This is a genomic window from Desulfocapsa sulfexigens DSM 10523 (assembly GCF_000341395.1).
Classification (GTDB): domain Bacteria; phylum Desulfobacterota; class Desulfobulbia; order Desulfobulbales; family Desulfocapsaceae; genus Desulfocapsa; species Desulfocapsa sulfexigens.
Genome location: NC_020304.1, coordinates 1,288,704 through 1,307,178, shown reverse-complemented (window position 1 = coordinate 1,307,178; position 18,475 = coordinate 1,288,704). Strand labels below are relative to the sequence as shown.

Sequence of the window (18,475 nt, the reverse complement as noted above, 5' to 3'; positions counted from 1 at the left end):
TACGGGCCAGGGCGTCACCCCAACATTTGGAGTCAGTAAGAACTCATGAACCATTATTGAGTATACTTAAAAAAAGCTGCACAGGTTCCTTCACTGGACACCATGCAGGGACCAACAGGATTGCCAGGGGTGCAACGTTTCCCATAGAGAGGACACTGAGAAGGTACTTCCTTTCCTTTCAGAATTTCCCCACAACGACATCCTTTTGGCTCTGTAGCTGGCGTGAGCTTGATATTCAAGCGTCTTTCCGCATCGTAATGACTGTACTCTTCCCGGATGGCCAGGCCACTCTCAGGAATCACCCCAAGACCACGCCATTCCATATCAGCGGTTTTAAAAATGGCCCTGACCATCTGCTGCGCCCTGCTGTTTTCTTCCCAGCGCACAGCACGAGTGTAAGCATTCTCCACACGAGCCTCACCGTTGGCAATTTGTCTGGCCATCAGGATTAACGCCTGGAGGATATCCGCCGGTTCAAACCCCCCGACCACACAGGCAAGTTTGTATGTATCAGCCAGTGGCTGATAGGCCCCTGCCCCGATAATACTGCTCACATGTCCGGGACAAAGAAGTCCATCTATCTGCAACTCCGGATCATCAAGAAGAGCGAGTAACGGTGGAGGCATCGTCTTATGGGTGGAGAAGACTGCAAAATTATCAAGAGCACTGTTCTTTGCCGCCAGAATGGTGGCGGCTATTCCGGGAGTTGTTGTTTCAAATCCCACACCTAGAAAAACAATCAGTTCCTCGGGATATTTTCGAGCCAGATTCAGACTATCCATGGGTGAGTAAACGATGTCAACCTTTGCCCCCTGGGAAGAAGCATTGGCAAGGGACAAGCCGTTGCTGCCTGGAACCCGAAACAGATCGCCAAACAGTGCAATTCGCGTATTCTGCAATTCAGCCATGGCCAGGATAGCATCAATATGGGAGGCAGAAGTCACACACACCGGACAACCCGGCCCGGATATCAGCTCTATTTCTTCTGGAAGTAATGTCCGTAAACCACTGCGAAAAATGGACATGGTATGAGTACCGCACACCTCCATCACCCGAAAAGGTTTCGTTACGCTCCTGCGCAATTCTTTCAAAAGGGGCTCGGCAAGAGTCTGATCCCGAAATTCATCAAGATACTTCATGTTCTTTGTTCCACTGCTTCGGCAGCTTCTACTTTTTCAGCCATTTCCCGCATAAGACGAATATTGGTCTCTGCCTCCTGCGGATCAAGGGTGTGGATGGCAAAACCTGCATGAATGATAAGGTAATCACCAAGATCCGGCCAGCGATCAACAATATCAAGCCGTGTCTCTTTCCTGATACCATCGGCATCAACCAGCGCAATCTGTCCGCTTAAAAAATCATCAGGATCACCCTGGATTTCTATTACTTTCATGGGTACAGCCAGACACATGACGTAAACCTCCAATAATCGCCTGGCCCAAAGCTATTCCACCATCATTTACCGGTATCTGCTGCCCCGTATGGACGATAAAATTGTTTTGTTCCAGAAGTATGAAAAGTCCCTCAAGAAGAAGTGTATTCTGCATGCACCCTCCAGTAAGGACAATATGTGAAACTCCAGTTTTTTCTGCAAGTTTACATAAAAGATCAAAAAAACTTCTGATAAGACAGAGGTGAAAGTCAAGCGCAATAGTCGCTGCCGCCCTACCATCCGTCAGTTGATTCAGCACCTTCTGAACCAAAATATCTTGCTGCAGTATCAATCGATTGTCTGAGCAGACCGTTGCTTCTTTCCAGCTACAGTTTTCAAGAAGTCCACCTAAATCCTGCCCTCCCTTTTCCCGCCAGGCCAGGGATTCGAGTTCCATGGCAGCCTGTCCTTCATAGTCAGCCAGTAAACAGACACCAAGAAGTGCTGCAATGCCATCAAAAAAACGGCCGCAACTGGTGGTGACTGGACAGTTAAACCCCTGTTCCATCATCTGCCACAGGGCTCGTTGTTTCTGCTTCTCTGCAAATTGTATTTCTGGCTCATTTTGCCCCAGATTAAACAGCAGAGACAAACCCATACGCCATGGTTCCTCAGCAGCAGCGTCCCCTCCGGGGAGCAGCATGGGTGTCAAGGACCCGACTCGCTCATAATCGAGACAATCAGCAAGGAGTACCTCCCCCCCCCAGCTGCTGTTATCGTCTCCCAAACCAGTCCCATCAAGAACCAGGGCCAGAACCTTTTCCTCTATTCCATGTTCAGCTAATACTGCTGCTGCATGGGCGTGATGGTGCTGTATCTTATACAGTGGCAGGTTCAACTCTTTTGCATAATGGCTGCTCAGATAATCGGGATGTAAATCGCAAACAACGGCCTCCGGTTCCACCTGCAGGAGTCTCTTGAAATGATATATGCTTTCTCTATAAAAATCCAATGATTCCAGATTAAAAAGATCCCCGATATGCTGGCTGAGAAACGCCTCACTGCCTCTGGTGAGACAAAAAGTGGATTTGAGCCCTCCACCACAGGCAAGAATGGAGGGAAACTCTTGTTGAAGAACTGTTGCCGCCGGAACATAGCCACGGGCACGCCGCAACAGTTGCACTCCTCGACGACTGATTCTTGCAACAGAATCATCAACTCGCGTCATGATCTCCCTGTTATGAAGCAGAAAACAGTCCGCAATCCCACAAAGTCCCTCCACCGCTGCCTTATTCGCCGTAAAAATGGGTGCTCCACTTCTATTACCGCTGGTCATAACAAGGGTGCGAGGACAATCCGGCTGCAGAAACAGTAACTGATGCAGTGGTGTGTAGGGGAGCATTACTCCAATCTCTGCGATTCCCGGTGTAACCGCCTCAGCCAGACAAGACTCTTTTCGGGGTAAAAGAACTATGGGACGCTCCACTCCCTGCAGAAGCTCCGCTGCAGTATTGTCCAAGATGCAAAATCGGTTTACTTCATCCACACTGGCTGTCATTACCGCGAGAGGCTTGGACTTTCTTCCCTTGCGTTTGCGTAACCTTGTAACAGCCTCTTCCGAACCAGCATCCACCACCAGATGGAAACCACCTAAACCGCGCATTGCCACAATTTGTCCCTGTTTAAGGGAACGAGCAACTTCCTCCAAAGGAGAAAAGGCTTTAAGCTTTTTCCCGTCTGCATCGTGATAGGACAACTGTGGCCCGCATTCTGCACATGCATTTGGCTGGGCATGAAAGCGCCTATTCCCGGGATCCTCATATTCCATTCTGCATTGCGAACAGAGTGGGAAAGACTTCATGGAGGTACCCAGTCGATCGTAGGGAATAGTTTCTACAATAGTGAAACGTGGTCCGCAGTTGGTGCAGTTGGTAAAAGGATAGGAGAATCGTCTATTGTGCGGATCAAGAATATCATCAAGACAGTCCTTACACAAAGCTACATCTGCCGGGATTAAAGCCTGACTCTTGTGAAGCGACATACTTTTCAGGATGGAAAATTCTTTAAATCCTTTTAAAGAATGATGCTGATGCTGGTGCAAAGATGTAATGCGTGCCAGTGGAGGAGGAGACATACTGAGCGTATTGATAAAACTCTGGACGGAAGGTTCTTTGCCTTCCACCTCAATAACAACGCCCTGGTCAGTATTCAGGATGGTACCGGTAACGTTCCATTTACGAGCCAGACGATATACAAAGGGACGGAAACCAACGCCCTGGACAGTACCCAGGGCGATGATTTCCATTCGAAGGACAGGTTCAGGCATTCTTACGCTTAAACTTCTTTCCTGTAAATATTGAAGAAACAAGTCCTTCCGGAGACTTCAGGTCATTCCAAACCACCATATACACATGGGCAAAGGCAAAGAGAATGAAATACCACATCAACAAATGATGCAGAAAACGCCCTTCCTGCTGAGATCCGAAAAGCGTTCCTCCCATCCCCTGCCAGAACCCAGCTTCGGGGTACAGCATATAAAAACCACTGGCCAGCTGAAAAAGGGCAGCTATGATGGTGATGAGATAGAAAATCCCTGCCAGGGTATTATGACCCAGGCGGCTGTCATGCTTTTCACTGAGGTAGCTGTAATAGCCAATTGTTGTAGCAAGGCTTTTTAAGTTTCTTGGAGTTACGGGCAGGATGTCCATGATTCGTTCCTGTTTGTTACCAAAGACAAACAAAAATATTCTCACCAGCACCGCCGCAGTAAAGAGATACCCGGCCACAAAGTGAATATAACGCATAACGGCCATGGGAAATGACACGCTTCCTTCCAAGGTCGTATTTGTCCACGGATTATTTATATAAAATCCGGTCACCACCAGAGCGACAATGGACAGGACCAGGGCCCAATGATACAGCCGGAGCAAAACACTCCAGACATTCTTCACTTCATAGTTCATAACAACCCCCTAGATTAAAAGGAATCAAATCCTTATAATGCTTTCACCTTTGATAACTCCACCCCATTTGCATCCACTGTATGCACGGCACAGGCGATACAGGGATCAAAGGAGTGAATGGTACGCAGAACCTCAAGGGGTTTTTCAGCATCAGCCACAGGATTACCGAGCAAAGATGCCTCGTAGGGTCCTGCAACACCTTTTTCATCGCGCGGACCAGCATTCCAGGTGGAGGGAACAACACACTGATAATTTTTAATTTTTCCATCCTGAATAACAACCCAGTGCGACAGAACACCACGGGGAGCCTCATGGATACCATAGCCCTGCTGTTCACCCTGCGGGAAGACCGGCTTGTTAAAGATCTCAAGATCCCCTTTACCGATATTGTCAACCAGCAGATCCCAGTGCTTAAGGGCAAGATCACCAAGCATGGACGCACGAACCGCTCGGGCCACATGACGACCAAGGGTTGAGTGCAGCACTTCAGGCCCGACGGTAACCCCTGCCACGCTCGAAACCAGAGATAATGCATTATTAACGTTTTCGATAATGGGTTTGTGTCCCTGTGCATAACCAACCAGCATCTGAGAAAGCGGTCCAACCTGCATGGGCTGTCCCTGAAAACGAGGTGCCTTAATCCAGGAATACTTTCCGTCATCCTGAAATTCTGTGTAATTGGGGACATCATCCTCTTCATAGGGATGCTTAGACCAATCGCCCTTGTACCAGGCATGGGCAATATTCTCCACCACGTTATCCCGGAAATAATCATCATTAAACGAGGTGATGCCCTTTACGGTGCCTAAATCACCATTCATAATGGTTCCACCGGGAAGATCAAACTCCGTGGCCTTGGCATTGAGTACCATATCCGGTACCGCCAGATAATTGGTTACTCCAGCTCCATACGGAAGCCAGTCTTTATAGAGGGCACCAACTGCAACCACATCGGGCAGGTAAACCTGCTGAATAAACCCACGAACCTCTTGAATCAGCTGCTTAATCCAATAGAGACGTTCCATGTTCAGAGCTGAATCACTGTCCGGGTTCAGCGCGGTGGTGACACCGCCAACGGAAAGATTCTGAATATGCGGGTTTTTTCCTGAAATAATACCCAGTGCCTGGGTGGCCTTTCTTTGATAATCAAGTGACTCAAGATAATGAGAAACCGCCATAAGATTTGCTTCGGGTGGAAGCTTCATGGCGGGATGTCCCCAATAGCCATTGGCAAAGGGGCCAAGTTGTCCACTCTCAACCAGTGCTTTCACCTTACCCTGAACGGCAGCAAAGCGCTTGGCACTGTTATTCGGCCACTCGGAAAGTGAATTAGCAAGCGCTGCTGTCTTTTTCGGATCAGCGGAAAGAGCTGAAACCACATCCACCCAATCAAGTGCCGAGAGCACATAAAAATGGACAATATGATCCTGTAGTGCATGGATGGCCATTACAATATTACGGATATACTGGGCATTCAAAGGAATCTCTAGCTTCAGAGCATTCTCCACAGCCCGCACCGAAGCCAGAGCATGCACCGTGGTACACACCCCACAGATGCGCTGGGTAAAAAGCCAGGCATCTCGCGGATCCCGTCCCTTGAGAATAGTTTCAATACCACGCCACATCTGACCTGACGACCAGGCTTTCGTTACCTGGCCTCCGTCTACTTCTGCATCTATTCGTAAATGACCCTCAATTCTGGTTATGGGGTCGATGGTGATTCGCTGAGCCATTATGTCCTCTCGATGTTTATTCTCAGGTTATGAAACTGAAGGCTACAAGCAGAAAGTACAAATCCTTCCTTCGCTCTTCAGCCTGGATTTTTTTCAGTACCTGTCTTCTTATTCTTTATCTTTCCCCTTCAGCTTAGCCTTCCCGATTCCAACCGCAGCATGAATTGCAGCACCTGCCGCCGCCACACCGAGAATCTTCTTACCTGCACTGTCAGCATCGGCTATAATCCCGGTTCCAGGAATTTTAACATGTGGCAATCTTTCATAGAAAGGAGTCATGGAATCCCAGAAATTTGGCTCAGTACAACCGATGCAGCCATGACCGACAGAGACAGGCCAGACATCGACATCATTAAAACGGGCTGCCGGACAATTAGAAAAAGTTTCCGGCCCCTTGCAACCAACCTTGTAGAGGCAGTAGCCGTTTTTGTGCCCATAATCACCAAACTCTTCAGCAAAGCGACCTTCGTCAAAATGAGCACGACGCTCACAATGATCATGAATTCTTCTGCCATAGGCAAAAAGAGGTCTTCCAAGATTATCGCAATTGGGCAGACGCTTGAAAGTCAGGTAATGAAGAACCGTGCCAAGAAAGGTCACCGGATTAGGAGGACAACCCGGGATATTGACAATTGGAACTCCGGAAAGAAGATCCTGCACACCCTTAGCACCCGTTGGATTGGGATCTGCAGCCTGAATACCACCAAAAGCAGCGCATGTTCCAAGTGAAATAACCGCTGCTGCCTTGGGGCCGACCTCAGCCAGAATATCCATGGCAGTGCGGCCCGCAATTTTACAAAAATTTCCATTATCCGCAGTTGGAATTGCTCCCTCGACCACCAGAACAAATTTACCTTTATTTTTCTCCACAGAATCGTGAAGACTTTTTTCTGCCTGATGACCGGACGGAACCATTACAGTCTCATGGTAATCAAGTGAAATAACGTCTAAGAGTAATCTTCCTATATCTGGGTGGGAACCTCGAAGGAGACTCTCGGTACATCCTGTACATTCCTGAAAATGGAGCCAGATAACCGTCGGTCGCTGCGCCGACTCTGCCGCCTCCAGTAATTTAGGAATCATAGCCTCCGAGAGGCCGAGCGCGGCAGCAGCCAAGGTGCAGCCCTTCAAAAAGCCGCGCCTGCTGAGCCCGGAAATCAATTCCATATTACCTGCCTGGTCTTCCATTGTCTTCTCCTTCAACATACCCCTGTGGTGAATCATGAACGATTGTTCTCCGCAGTATTCTTGAGTTGCAAAGGGGGCTTTTCCAACTCAGGCAATACGCAGACTGCACAAACCATATAACAAACTGTATACGTTTCACGATTCTTATGTCAAAAGAAAAGGGTTCAGTAAAGACAGTAGTTATAGGATAAAATATCAATATAATTGATACAAAAATTCCATTAAATACTTAAATTGATTGTTTCTTTTTTTTCGCAAAAAAATAATTCATTCTTCTGTTACTTCGTGATACATTTGATGGTGATTATTTATAAACAAACCAGTCAGGAGAATCAGAATGCAAAATTCCATGGTAAAAAGTTTCCGCTTTAAGCTTATTGCCCCAATTGCTATTGCCCTTCTCGTCATGATAGGAAGCGCAATCATCTTCACGGTACTCAGCCAGAACAGCAGCAGTACCCAACTCAACACAAAAGTTGTCGATTCCTTTGAGACAATTCAAAACACCATCGGTGAAGACCTGAGCAAACTGTCATCACAACTCGACAGTAACCTTAAATCCATGCAAACTGAGACATCACGTACTCTGGCTGCCTCTTCAACCGAAGCGCTTGACAACACTGCAACTTCAGTACAGCAAAGCCTCCGCACCATACGCCGACAAAGTGGCAACGACCTGGTTCAGCTTATGGCACTTGTTGCAACAAACAGCGTAATATCCAAAGACTTTGCTACGCTAAACAGCTATGTACGGAGTGCCCATCGCAATCCCGATGTACTCTTTATCTTCTACCGGGATAAAGATGGCACCCCTCTCACCCGCTATATAAACAGGGCCAATGAAAAATTAAAATCTCTGCTCCCGGAAGGACGACCGGACATTGCCAAAATCATTCAGGCAGGCCAGGATGATCCCAACGTTCTCACTCTCACCCAGGAAATCAAATCTAATAATGACCTTGCCGGAAGTGTCAGCCTTGCCATTAATATGACCCAGGCACGTGAAGAAGCTGAGGAATTAAAAGAGGAATTTAATGATCTGATTGCACAAAACACCAAGCAGATTGATTCCATTCTTGGCAGAGACTCCAAAGCTATCGGCGACGAACTCCTGCAGGTCATAACTCAAGTTAAAAATAAAATAACTGAAAACTCTGGAAAGACTATTGCTGACATCACAGCAACAAGCGACAGTTTAAGTGCCCGAACACGAACTCTTTTTACCATTGGCTCCATTGTCGGTTTTGCACTGCTCATAACGATCCTGTTCCTCAACGCCAATTCCATTCTCAAGCTTCTGGGAGGGGAACCTGAGGCCATGGTACAGCTTGCAAGACGTATTGCTGGTGGTGATTTAAGTGACCAAGAAACTGGAAGATCTGTTCCCGGTAGTCTCCAGGCAGCACTCCAGGATATGACCGTAAATCTCCGCAACCTGATTGGCAATATCGTAGCCGAAGGCCGTGCTCTTACCGCCACCTCTACGGAACTTGCGCTGGCTGCTGAAGACCTGACAGGGGGGGCAGAACAGTCCGCCGCCAAAGCGGACACAGTGGCAGCTGCGACTGAGGAAATGAGTGCCAATATGGGTACAGTAACCATGGCCAGTGAACAGGCCGCTCAGAACGTAAATGTGATGGCCAATGCCATGGAAGAAATGTCTGCAGCTATCCAGGAAATTGCTGAAAATACTGAACGCGCAAACTCCATGACAGGAGAGGCAGTAAATTACGCAAAAAGCTCATCTGAAAAGGTCAACACCCTTGGTGCAGCAGCCAGGGAAATCAGCAAAGTTACCGAAGTAATAACCGAAATTTCAGAACAAACCAACCTCCTGGCCCTCAACGCTACCATCGAGGCGGCGAGAGCCGGAGAAGCCGGCAAGGGGTTTGCCGTTGTTGCCAATGAAATCAAAGAACTTGCCAAACAGACAGCAAAAGCCACCGGTGAGATCAAAAATAAAATTGAATCAATCCAATCGTCCACCGATGAAACAGTGACCGAGATCAGCGAAATCAGCAAAGTGATAAACAGTGTGAACGATATAGTCTCAACAATAGCCTCCGCGGTGGAAGAACAGTCTGTCACAGCCTCTGATATATCAGGAAATGTAAATGATGCGGCAAATGGAATCAGCGAGGTAAACGAAAATGTCTCCCAGGCGTCCATGGTTTCCGGCGAAATTGCCAGGGATATTGTCGCTGTCAGCCAGGTGTCAAAGGAGGCACGGGAAGGAAGTCTCCGTTTACAGGAAAGTGCCGAAAATCTAAAAGAAATTGCAGACACCATCAGTCGGGAAACAAATCGATTCAACCTTGGGGATACAGCAGGCAGCCACAAGCAGCGCCAGACTGTTTTCACCTCCGGTCCATTACTACGCTGGAGCCCATCACTCGCCCTTGACATTAAAAGTATCGACGAGCAACACAAAGTTCTTGTTAACCTCATCAATGAGCTGCACCAGAAAATGAACAGCAACGCTCCCCAGAATGCTGTCGGCAGTGTACTCGGCAAGTTAATTGACTACACCGCAACCCATTTTAAAACTGAAGAGGAGTTCTTTGCTCAACACCGATATGAGGAGACAGACAAACATAAGGAAATACACGCCAAGCTGGTAGACCAGTTACTTAAGTTCCAAAAAGATTACAAGGCAGGAGAGGCTGATATTTCGCTTGAATTGATGGAATTCCTAAAAGATTGGCTGATCAACCACATCAAGAAAACTGACGCTAAATACGCACCATTCCTGAAGAGCAAGGGAGTGGTCTGAAAAGGAAGATAGACATCACTTCTTAAAGCCAAAAACACCTTTCTTGCTTGAAGAAAATGCAGGATTATACGATTTTCTCCTTCGTCCCTGGTTGGAAGAAGGAGTTTTTGGCTTCTCAGAGCGGGAAGACTCCTGCGGCAAAGATGACAGATTAAGCTCTGCCTTATCACCGGTGAGGGACTCAGAGTACAACTCACAAAACAGAGCGCAGGACTTATAATAGCTCTTCTTTTTTATCCATCTTGGCCATGAGTTATCCTCTCTGTACCGAAGAAACTGGGGTAAATTAGAGAGCAATGTCACCATCTGCTGACGAATGGAACGACGCAGATTCAATTGCACCCCCAATTCCCTGTCCAGCGCTTCGCGGAGAATTTTTGAAAACCTGAATGCGGCGGCACCTTTTAACTGCTGATGAACAAGATCAAATTTTGAATTAGCCCAGGGAACAAGCACCAAAGCCAGCAGAAAATCACTGTTCAGTCCTCGTTTTTCCGATTCCTTTGCCAGCGTAGAGCTCCTGTCAATGACCTTTGCAAGAGCAATTAACTGTTCACGGTAGGGTCGTTCATCCACCTTTTCCTTTTTAGAAAGCGCTTGTTTATACAGAGCAAGGATATCAAAAAACAGCTCGGAATCCAGGGCAAGTTTCAGCCATACCGTAAATGAACCGCTGTGCAGATCTTTAAAAAACTCGTCTCGAATTCGTGACGGTGGACATAGAGGAAGTTTTTCATGATGGGAACAGATTGCCTCCCAACTTTCCGGGGCAATACTGAATCCCAGTCTTCCCGCATGCCTGATTGCCCGCAACATACGCACCGGATCTCTCGTTATGCGACGCTCTGGCTCGCCCACGAATCGAACGACGGATTTGTCCAGGTCTTCAATGCCACCCACATAATCGATAATAGTATTGCCCTCAATCTCATAAAACAGCCCATTCACTGTAAGATCACGACGCTGGGCATCTTCTCCAAGACTCCCATAGGTATTATTTGGTGCAAGTACCGCGTCAGGACCATCCAGATCATACTCACTCAATGAACGAAGTGTTGAAACCTCAATTTCCTTGCCGCCAAAAAATACCTGCACCAGACGAAAACGTCTGCCTATGGTACGACTGTTGCGAAAAAGTTTACGAATCTGTCCGGGCCTGGCATCCGTTGAGATATCAAAATCTTTCGGTGTCATCCCTAGATAGAGATCTCTGACTCCTCCCCCAACCAGGTAACCGGCATAGCCATTGTCACGCAGGACATGGAGTACTTTCATGGCATCCCTGTCTATCATATGGTGACGGATAGGATGATTATCAGTGGTGATGATTCTTGGTTCGCTGGAAAAAGTCATTGGCAGGGTGAATTCCATCTCTGAATTATCTTTATACTACTCGACATGAAGCAAATGATAATGACTTGCTTCCCACGGTTTGTCAAGCAGCATGGCTGGATCACCAAATCGGTCAGTGTCAATTTGGATTCTCATGTTTAGTATTTAATAAAGCTAATGCACCCTGGAAGGTGCGATTTTCCCTGCCTTGCCCGCATATCCTTGACATTTTGCTGTAATTACGTTTTATTTCATTCTTTTTTATATGGACTTTTTCTGGAGGAATGGCAGTGAAGATATCGGCCCTCAACGGCTTTAAAGACATCGTACCCGACGAAGTAGTGTTATGGCGTAAGGTAGAAAACAGTGCCCGAAATGTTTTTGCCCGCTTCAACTTCTCGGAAATCCGGACACCAATACTGGAAAAGACAGAGCTTTTTGCCCGTTCCATTGGTGAGGCCACTGATATCGTGGAAAAAGAGATGTACACCTTTGTCGACAAACAGATTACCATGCGCCCCGAGGCCACAGCATCGCTGCTTCGAGCATATATCCAGCATGGCCTGCATGTCCAGAAACCTATTCAGAGATTGTTCACCATTGGCCCCATGTTTCGCCACGAACGTCCTCAAAAGGGCCGTTTACGCCAGTTTCACCAGATGGATGTTGAAGTACTCGGAACACCCAACCCCAGGGTTGATGCCGAACTTATGGCCATGGGAGCCATGCTGTTTGAAGAACTTGGCATACATGTTAGCCTTGAGATCAATTCCCTTGGCTGTCCAGTCTGCCGTCCTGGGTTTCGAAAGGCCCTGCTTGCCTTTATCGAAGATCGAGGGGATAATTTATGTGAAGACTGCACAAGGCGCAGCAAAACCAACCCACTGCGAGTACTGGATTGTAAAATGCCTGGATGCAGGGAACAGGTTGAAGAAGCGCCATCGATCCTGGACCATCTCTGCGATGAGTGTGCTGAACATTTTACCACGGTTCAGAATGCATTGCAGCAGCTTGATATTGAATTTAATCTGAATAAATTTATGGTTCGGGGGCTTGATTACTACACCCGTACGACCTTCGAATTTACCACTGAAGATCTTGGTGCTCAGGCAGCAGTCTGTGCCGGTGGCCGCTATGATGGCCTGATTGAAAAACTCGGTGGCCCTAAGGTTCCCGGTATTGGTTTTGCCATTGGCATGGAACGATTGACACTGCTTTTACAGCAGAAAGAAGAAATTCCTGAAAGTACCCCAATAGATATATTCGTTGCTGGACTCGGTGAAAAAGCATCGGAGTTCTCCTTTTCTCTGACCCACAATCTGCGCCGGAAAAGCTTTCTGGTCGCCATGGATCATGAGGGTCGCAGCCTGAAAAGCCAGATGAAGCAGGCACACAAGGCACAGGCCCGGTATGTTCTCATTATCGGTGAGGATGAACTCGAGAAAGGTCATGCCGTACTGAGAAATATGGAAAATCAGGAGCAGCAGGATATTGCTTTCAATGTACTCATTGACAATTTAAAGGAAATATTTCATCCACATGTTGCTACTCATAAAAGTACCGATCTGGCAGCGTAGAAATTTTAATATCATATACATTTTAATAACACTAATCAATTAACACGGAATGGAGATGCTTTGCAGCACTGCAAGGCTTTTCCATAGTAAAATTATGGAATCTATGGGAAATTTACGCAGGACCCACTCCTGCAACGATCTTACGAGTGCCGATATCGGCAAAGAAATCACCCTTATGGGCTGGGTATTGCGCAGGCGTGACCACGGTGGAGTTATTTTTATCGACCTCCGCGACCGACACGGTCTCACCCAGATTGTTTTCAACCCCGAAGTAAACCCTGAGGTCCACAATAAGGCCCATATGCTTCGAAGCGAGTGGGTCATTGCTGTTCGCGGTAAAGTTGAAGCCAGACTTGAAGGCATGGCAAACACCAAGCTTGACACTGGGGAAATCGAAGTTTTCATCGACGAGCTTCGCATTCTGAACACCTCAGAAACACCACCTTTTCCGCTCGATGAAGAAAGTGAGATCTCTGACAATATCCGTCTCCAGTATCGTTATATGGATCTCAGACGGCCCGAGATGGCAGCCAAACTGTATCAGCGCCACAAGGCCGTGCAATCCATCCGCACCTATCTGAACGACAATGATTTTCTGGAAGTGGAAACACCCATGCTCACCCGCTCAACCCCTGAGGGGGCACGTGATTATCTGGTGCCAAGCCGCGTTAACGCCGGGAAATTCTACGCTCTGCCCCAATCTCCCCAACTCTTCAAACAGCTGCTGATGATTGGTGGCATGGATCGCTACTATCAGATCGTCAAATGTTTTCGTGATGAGGATTTGCGTGCTGACCGCCAGCCAGAATTCACCCAGATTGATATGGAACTTTCCTTTATGGATGAGGAACAGATCATTGAGATCACCGAAGGGATGATTTCCAAGCTCTTTAAGGACACACTGGACATTGATGTTGCTCCACCATTTAAGCGAATCAGTTACGATGATGCCATGAATCGTTTTGGTACCGATCGGCCCGACACCCGTTTCGGGTTTGAACTTGTGGATCTCACTGAGATCGCCAAAACCTGTTCATTTAAGGTTTTTCGTTCCATGGCAGATGGTGCAGGAACCGTCCGTGCCATCAACGCAAAGGGCTGTGCCACTTTTTCCCGGAAAGTCCTTGATACCCTCACCGAATATGTGGCTCAATTCGGAGCGAAGGGACTCGCCTGGGTCAAAATGAAAGCTAACGGTGAATGGCAGTCACCCATTGCCAAGTTCTTCAGCGATGAAGAGCGCGCTGCCATGACCAAAGCCCTTGATGCCGAAGAAGGCGACCTCCTTTTCTTTGGTGCCGATAAAACCTCCGTAGTCTTAACGGTACTTGGAGAACTGAGACTGGAAATAGCGCGTATCCTTGAATTACTGGATAAAAAGAGCTTTAATTTCGTATGGGTAACGGACTTCCCCCTGATGGAATACGATGATAACAAAAAACGTTTTCAGGCACTCCATCACCCCTTCACGGCCCCCAGGGAAGAGGATCTTGGGAAGCTGGAAAGTGATCCCGGTTCGGTATACTCTCAGGCCTACGATCTGGTTCTGAATGGTACTGAAATTGGTGGTGGCTCCATCCGCATCCACCAGCGTGATATTCAGGCACAAGTGTTAAAAGCCCTTAATATCGGAGAGGAAGAGGCCAACGACAAGTTCGGTTTCCTTCTTCGTGCCCTTGAGCTTGGAGCCCCCCCCCATGGCGGCCTGGCCTTCGGCCTGGATCGTCTCCTGATGATCATCACCGGCAGCGACTCCATTCGTGACGTTATTGCCTTCCCAAAGACTCAGCGTGCGACATGCCCTCTTACCGAGGCTCCTGCTGGGGTTTCGAGAAAACAGCTCACCGAGCTGCACCTGCGTCCTGACTGGAAAGAATCCTGATCTTCTTATTTCGTAATTTGATGGCAGTTATCGCTTTTTATAATGACTGCCATCCTTCCCCTTAAAGCAACTCAACTCTTCTCACAAATCAAGTGATTGCCAACGACATACTTCGAAAAATCCGTTATAGCCTCGACCTCAAGGACAAGGATATGATAGAGATATTTCACGCTCCCGGACACAATATACCTGAAATTCACCTTCATACTCTACTCAAAAAAGAAGATGATAAGGAGTTTGTCCTTTGTTCTCAGGCACTGCTTGGCACATTTCTCGACGGCCTGATCATTTACTACAGAGGGGAATTAAAAAAAGAAGCTATCCAGTCCGGACCGGTAAAAATAACGAATAACGATGTGTTACGAAAAATCCGGATTGCACTCATGTATCAGGATAGCGATATGCTGGAGATATTCAAACTATCTGAAATGGAAATTTCCAAGTCTGAACTCTCAGCCTTTTTCAGAAGAAAGAGCCACAAACACTACAAAGCATGCGGCGATCAGTTTCTGCGTCATTTTCTCCAGGGCCTTTCTCTCTACAAAAAAAGACCCGTTCAACAGGAAACTGTTTCCAGGACGGAAAAGGTATGGGTGAAGAGAAACAAATAATAGAAAATATTGAAGTTACCTGAAACAGGAGTGCAGAAGAAGAAATCAGCTTTACCCCTGTTCGCAGCAATTACAGCTCCGCCTTGTCAAGTGACAACGGTTCGAGGGCTTTTTTCATGTTCTTCAATCCCGCCAAAAATTTCTCCTGGGAATCTTCAACAAGCTCACTCGAAAGTGCCTGGTAATATTCGATACCCTTAAACAAATTTTCCCTCATTCCCTCCAGAAAGGAAGCACTATTCACTGCAAGTCCCACCGGAAAGTTGTCTATTTCTTTACGAAGATAGTCAATATACAAACCAAGTTCTTTTACAAACATATGCGGACGATCACTCGATTTCAGCAATGAAAAACGTCCATAAATATGATCAAGCATCTCCCGAAGCGTTGCAATTTTGCAAAAATCAACAATCCCAGGCCCGCAGCAGACCGTGGAATCTGCCTCTGGATCAATACCAAGAGGAACAGTTGCGTTGCCACCAAGTTCGTGACAAATACAGGCCTTCGCGAGTATCCTCTCTTTTATAATATCAAGAGCCTTTGGAGGATGGCTTTCCTTTGCAAGAAGCTTGAGTTTTTTGTTTATATAAGCGCGGGAAGCTACACAAATAGGCATCTTGGTGAATTCTGTATTAAAACCGACAAATCCCTTCGGGCAGGAAGAACCAGGTTTTCCTTTTTCTATCCGTTCACGTCGTTTGTCTTCACTGGTGGAACTCCGTAAATTCCAGAAAGGAATTCCCAATGGAGAGGCATCGCTGAGATAAACATCATCATCCGAGGCATTCATGAGGCGTTTAATATTCACGTCATCCATATGGGTTGCTTCTGGCACAAGCATAAAAGGAGTGCCCCAGCCAACGCTGTTTACCCCATAATATTTCAGAAGAAATTGATGTTCATCCGCTGTCCCCACACCCCCTTGAACCGTAATCCGAAAGTCGTCCGGAAGTCTGGCGTCACACGCTCCCTGCTCTGACAAACCCTTTGCATACATGGGGATAAGTTTTTTGAGTAACTCAGCTTTTTTCCTTTTGAACTCTTCGAGGACCACACCAAGTAGAAACCCCTTAGACGCAAAGGCATGCCCTCCACAGTTCAAGCCTGATTCAATACGAAACTCAGAGGCCCATAAGCCTAATTTTGCGAGAAAACGACCCTGAATCTCCGATGATCGATGATCACTTACTTTCAGGATAATTTTCTTTTTCATCTCACCATTTGCGTTGGGAAAAAAATCCTTGAACTCTGTCATATAACGATATAATCGTTTATTAATCCCTGCCGAAAAAACCATTGAAGAATTCAGAGTGCTTTCTGCAAAACCTCGCAGAGCACTCATTGCATCGGCGTAGATCGGCGACAACTTTTCTCCTTTGTTATACCTGTCACGATCAAGTTTGGTCATGATATTTACATCGATACTGCCTGGAACAGCCTTCGTTCGAAGTATTTCCTGTAAAGCACTCTTTTTTGATTGATCAGCAGTTGCCAGCATTTCAGCGTATTCGTTTTTCAGAGGAGAATCGTCCGGAAGCATCTCGTAGTACTTGGTGATCTCACTCTCCTTTTCAAAAGGCGAGCGTTGCAACTCTTCCACCTGCCGTCGTACCAATCGGTCAACAAGATTCAGATAGGCTGTGATACGACGTGCACGTGAATCGTCACTCGAATTTGTGATCTCTTCATAGGGTTCATTCTCCTGCTGACAGTAGAACTTCCGTACCTGTTCAATCAGAACGTCATCCACCAGAGAAATTGAAGAAGAAATTCCATACCTTGCTACTTTCAGCGGCGTATCTATGGTAAACCCTGTTCCCATAACCGGAATATGAAAAGTGTGGTTTGTTGTATTTGAACTATACTCTGTCATCTTGTCCTCAAGCCGTTTTAAAACAGAATCTCATATAAAATTTTTAACGATAATACCATAAATGAACCACTTCTACCCCTAATACTAACTCATCACGTTCATAAAGTAATGAATTCTCTTTATCAGAAATTGTCACATTCTGAGACCAGTCTACTAACTGAGACCGACATCCGCAAGTTCAACAAGAAACATCCATATCCCTGCTAACAGCATAAAGCCAATTGCCAATGCAGCGAGCACAAAATCAATCTCCTTCCTATATCGCCTCATCAGCCATCTGGCCACACCCGGTTTTTTATTACGATAGGGAGTCCAGCAACCAAGTGGCAAAATTGGCTGAAAACAGTGGCCCCCGTTATCAATCATTTTCTCTTTCATCTGTTATTCTCCTTTCCAAAGTGTTTAAAAAGATAATAACAGGGGGAGGTGCTCACAGAGTGAGCACCGTCTAAAAAAAAAGCACCTTATTTTGAAAAAACATTTTCCAATTGCCAGAATAACCGCAATTCTGTTAGGATATTTCTTTAAAAAAAACTCTTACACATTGATTATGGTAGCTTACAGGAAGCCCTGCCAACGATCAGAACGTGGGTACTTCATTATGTTTAAATTACTTGTTTCTCTTTTTCTTCTCTGCTTCAGCGTTCCAGCAATGGGACTTGAGATTGCCGGTGTCACTGTTCCTGAAACTCTCGGTACTGATTTGAAACTAAATGGGGCAGGTATTCGATCCAAATTTTTCTTTAAAATCTATATTGCTGAACTCTATCTTGAGCACCCATCACCTAGAGCCGAGGATATCCTCAACACCCCAGGCCGAAAAAGAATGACTATGCATATGCTGTATGATGAAGTGAGCAGAGAAAAGCTGGTTGATAGCTGGAATGAAGGATTTATGGCAAACCTCACTTCAGAACAACTTAAAACGCTTGATCCTGAAATTCAGCAATTTAATAATTCCTTTATCGATGTACACCGGGGTGAAGAAATCATTCTCGATTACACCCCTGATCAGGGTACTGTTATCAGTATTGCCGGAAAAACCCAGGGAACTGTTTTAGGCGAATATTTCAACCATGCTCTTCTCTCCATCTGGTTAGGAAACAAGCCGGTGAGTGAAGATCTTCGTGACGCCCTGCTTGGTGTCCAATAAAACAAGTCAACCACTAGA

General features: G+C 46.6%; 14 protein-coding genes. 5 read left to right on the top strand and 9 right to left on the bottom strand.

What is annotated here, in order from left to right:
* Nucleotides 1-53: 53 nt before the first annotated feature.
* From hypD to UWK_RS05765, 6 genes are all read right to left on the bottom strand, one after another.
* Complete coding sequence (gene hypD / locus UWK_RS05790; protein ID WP_015403423.1) at nt 54-1,139, bottom strand: hydrogenase formation protein HypD; 1,086 nt, start codon at nt 1,137-1,139, stop codon at nt 54-56.
* Entirely contained in the window at nt 1,136-1,393 is a 258-nt protein-coding gene (locus tag UWK_RS05785) for a HypC/HybG/HupF family hydrogenase formation chaperone (RefSeq protein ID WP_265588642.1), read from the bottom strand. Before UWK_RS05785 ends, hypD begins: the two co-directional genes overlap by 4 nt.
* Nucleotides 1,368-3,698 carry a carbamoyltransferase HypF gene (hypF, locus tag UWK_RS05780; RefSeq protein WP_015403421.1) on the bottom strand — a complete coding sequence of 777 codons (2,331 nt, stop codon included), beginning with the start codon at nt 3,696-3,698 and terminating at the stop codon, nt 1,368-1,370. The genes UWK_RS05785 and hypF overlap by 26 nt, the downstream gene beginning before the upstream one ends.
* Nucleotides 3,691-4,335, bottom strand: coding sequence for a Ni/Fe-hydrogenase, b-type cytochrome subunit (cybH, locus tag UWK_RS05775; protein WP_015403420.1), 645 nt, complete (start codon nt 4,333-4,335; stop codon nt 3,691-3,693). Before cybH ends, hypF begins: the two co-directional genes overlap by 8 nt.
* A gap of 32 nt (nt 4,336-4,367) precedes the next feature.
* Nucleotides 4,368-6,068 carry a nickel-dependent hydrogenase large subunit gene (locus UWK_RS05770; protein WP_015403419.1) on the bottom strand — a complete coding sequence of 567 codons (1,701 nt, stop codon included), beginning with the start codon at nt 6,066-6,068 and terminating at the stop codon, nt 4,368-4,370.
* 108 nt (nt 6,069-6,176) lie between these two features.
* Complete coding sequence (locus UWK_RS05765; RefSeq protein WP_015403418.1) at nt 6,177-7,256, bottom strand: hydrogenase small subunit; 1,080 nt, start codon at nt 7,254-7,256, stop codon at nt 6,177-6,179.
* 337 nt (nt 7,257-7,593) lie between these two features.
* Here UWK_RS05765 and UWK_RS18285 point away from each other — a divergent pair, with 337 nt between their 5' ends.
* The gene (locus UWK_RS18285) at nt 7,594-10,029 is read left to right on the top strand and encodes a bacteriohemerythrin (protein ID WP_015403417.1); all 2,436 of its coding nucleotides are present in this window, start codon (nt 7,594-7,596) and stop codon (nt 10,027-10,029) included.
* Nucleotides 10,030-10,044: 15 nt separating this feature from the next.
* Here UWK_RS18285 and UWK_RS05755 read toward each other — a convergent pair whose 3' ends face one another.
* Nucleotides 10,045-11,400 carry a tRNA nucleotidyltransferase/poly(A) polymerase gene (locus UWK_RS05755; protein ID WP_015403416.1) on the bottom strand — a complete coding sequence of 452 codons (1,356 nt, stop codon included), beginning with the start codon at nt 11,398-11,400 and terminating at the stop codon, nt 10,045-10,047.
* Nucleotides 11,401-11,651: 251 nt separating this feature from the next.
* On the opposite strand from UWK_RS05755, the gene hisS reads away from it, so the two are divergent.
* The 3 genes from hisS (at nt 11,652) to UWK_RS05740 (ending at nt 15,431) form a co-directional block, all read left to right on the top strand.
* Nucleotides 11,652-12,938, top strand: coding sequence for a histidine--tRNA ligase (gene hisS, locus UWK_RS05750; RefSeq protein ID WP_015403415.1), 1,287 nt, complete (start codon nt 11,652-11,654; stop codon nt 12,936-12,938).
* 94 nt (nt 12,939-13,032) lie between these two features.
* The gene (gene aspS / locus UWK_RS05745) at nt 13,033-14,820 is read left to right on the top strand and encodes an aspartate--tRNA ligase (protein ID WP_153304833.1); all 1,788 of its coding nucleotides are present in this window, start codon (nt 13,033-13,035) and stop codon (nt 14,818-14,820) included.
* A 92-nt stretch (nt 14,821-14,912) separates the two neighbouring features.
* On the top strand, nt 14,913-15,431 hold the full coding sequence (locus UWK_RS05740; protein ID WP_083907209.1) for a YehS family protein: 519 nt from the start codon (nt 14,913-14,915) through the stop codon (nt 15,429-15,431).
* A gap of 70 nt (nt 15,432-15,501) precedes the next feature.
* Here the strand turns inward: UWK_RS05740 and UWK_RS05735 are convergent, their stop codons facing one another.
* On the bottom strand, nt 15,502-17,304 hold the full coding sequence (locus UWK_RS05735; RefSeq protein WP_015403412.1) for a hypothetical protein: 1,803 nt from the start codon (nt 17,302-17,304) through the stop codon (nt 15,502-15,504).
* A gap of 153 nt (nt 17,305-17,457) precedes the next feature.
* Nucleotides 17,458-17,682: a hypothetical protein gene (locus UWK_RS05730; RefSeq protein ID WP_015403411.1), complete on the bottom strand. Its 225-nt coding sequence runs from the start codon at nt 17,680-17,682 to the stop codon at nt 17,458-17,460.
* A 223-nt stretch (nt 17,683-17,905) separates the two neighbouring features.
* Here UWK_RS05730 and UWK_RS05725 point away from each other — a divergent pair, with 223 nt between their 5' ends.
* Nucleotides 17,906-18,457: a chalcone isomerase family protein gene (locus UWK_RS05725; protein ID WP_015403410.1), complete on the top strand. Its 552-nt coding sequence runs from the start codon at nt 17,906-17,908 to the stop codon at nt 18,455-18,457.
* Nucleotides 18,458-18,475 lie beyond the last annotated feature (18 nt).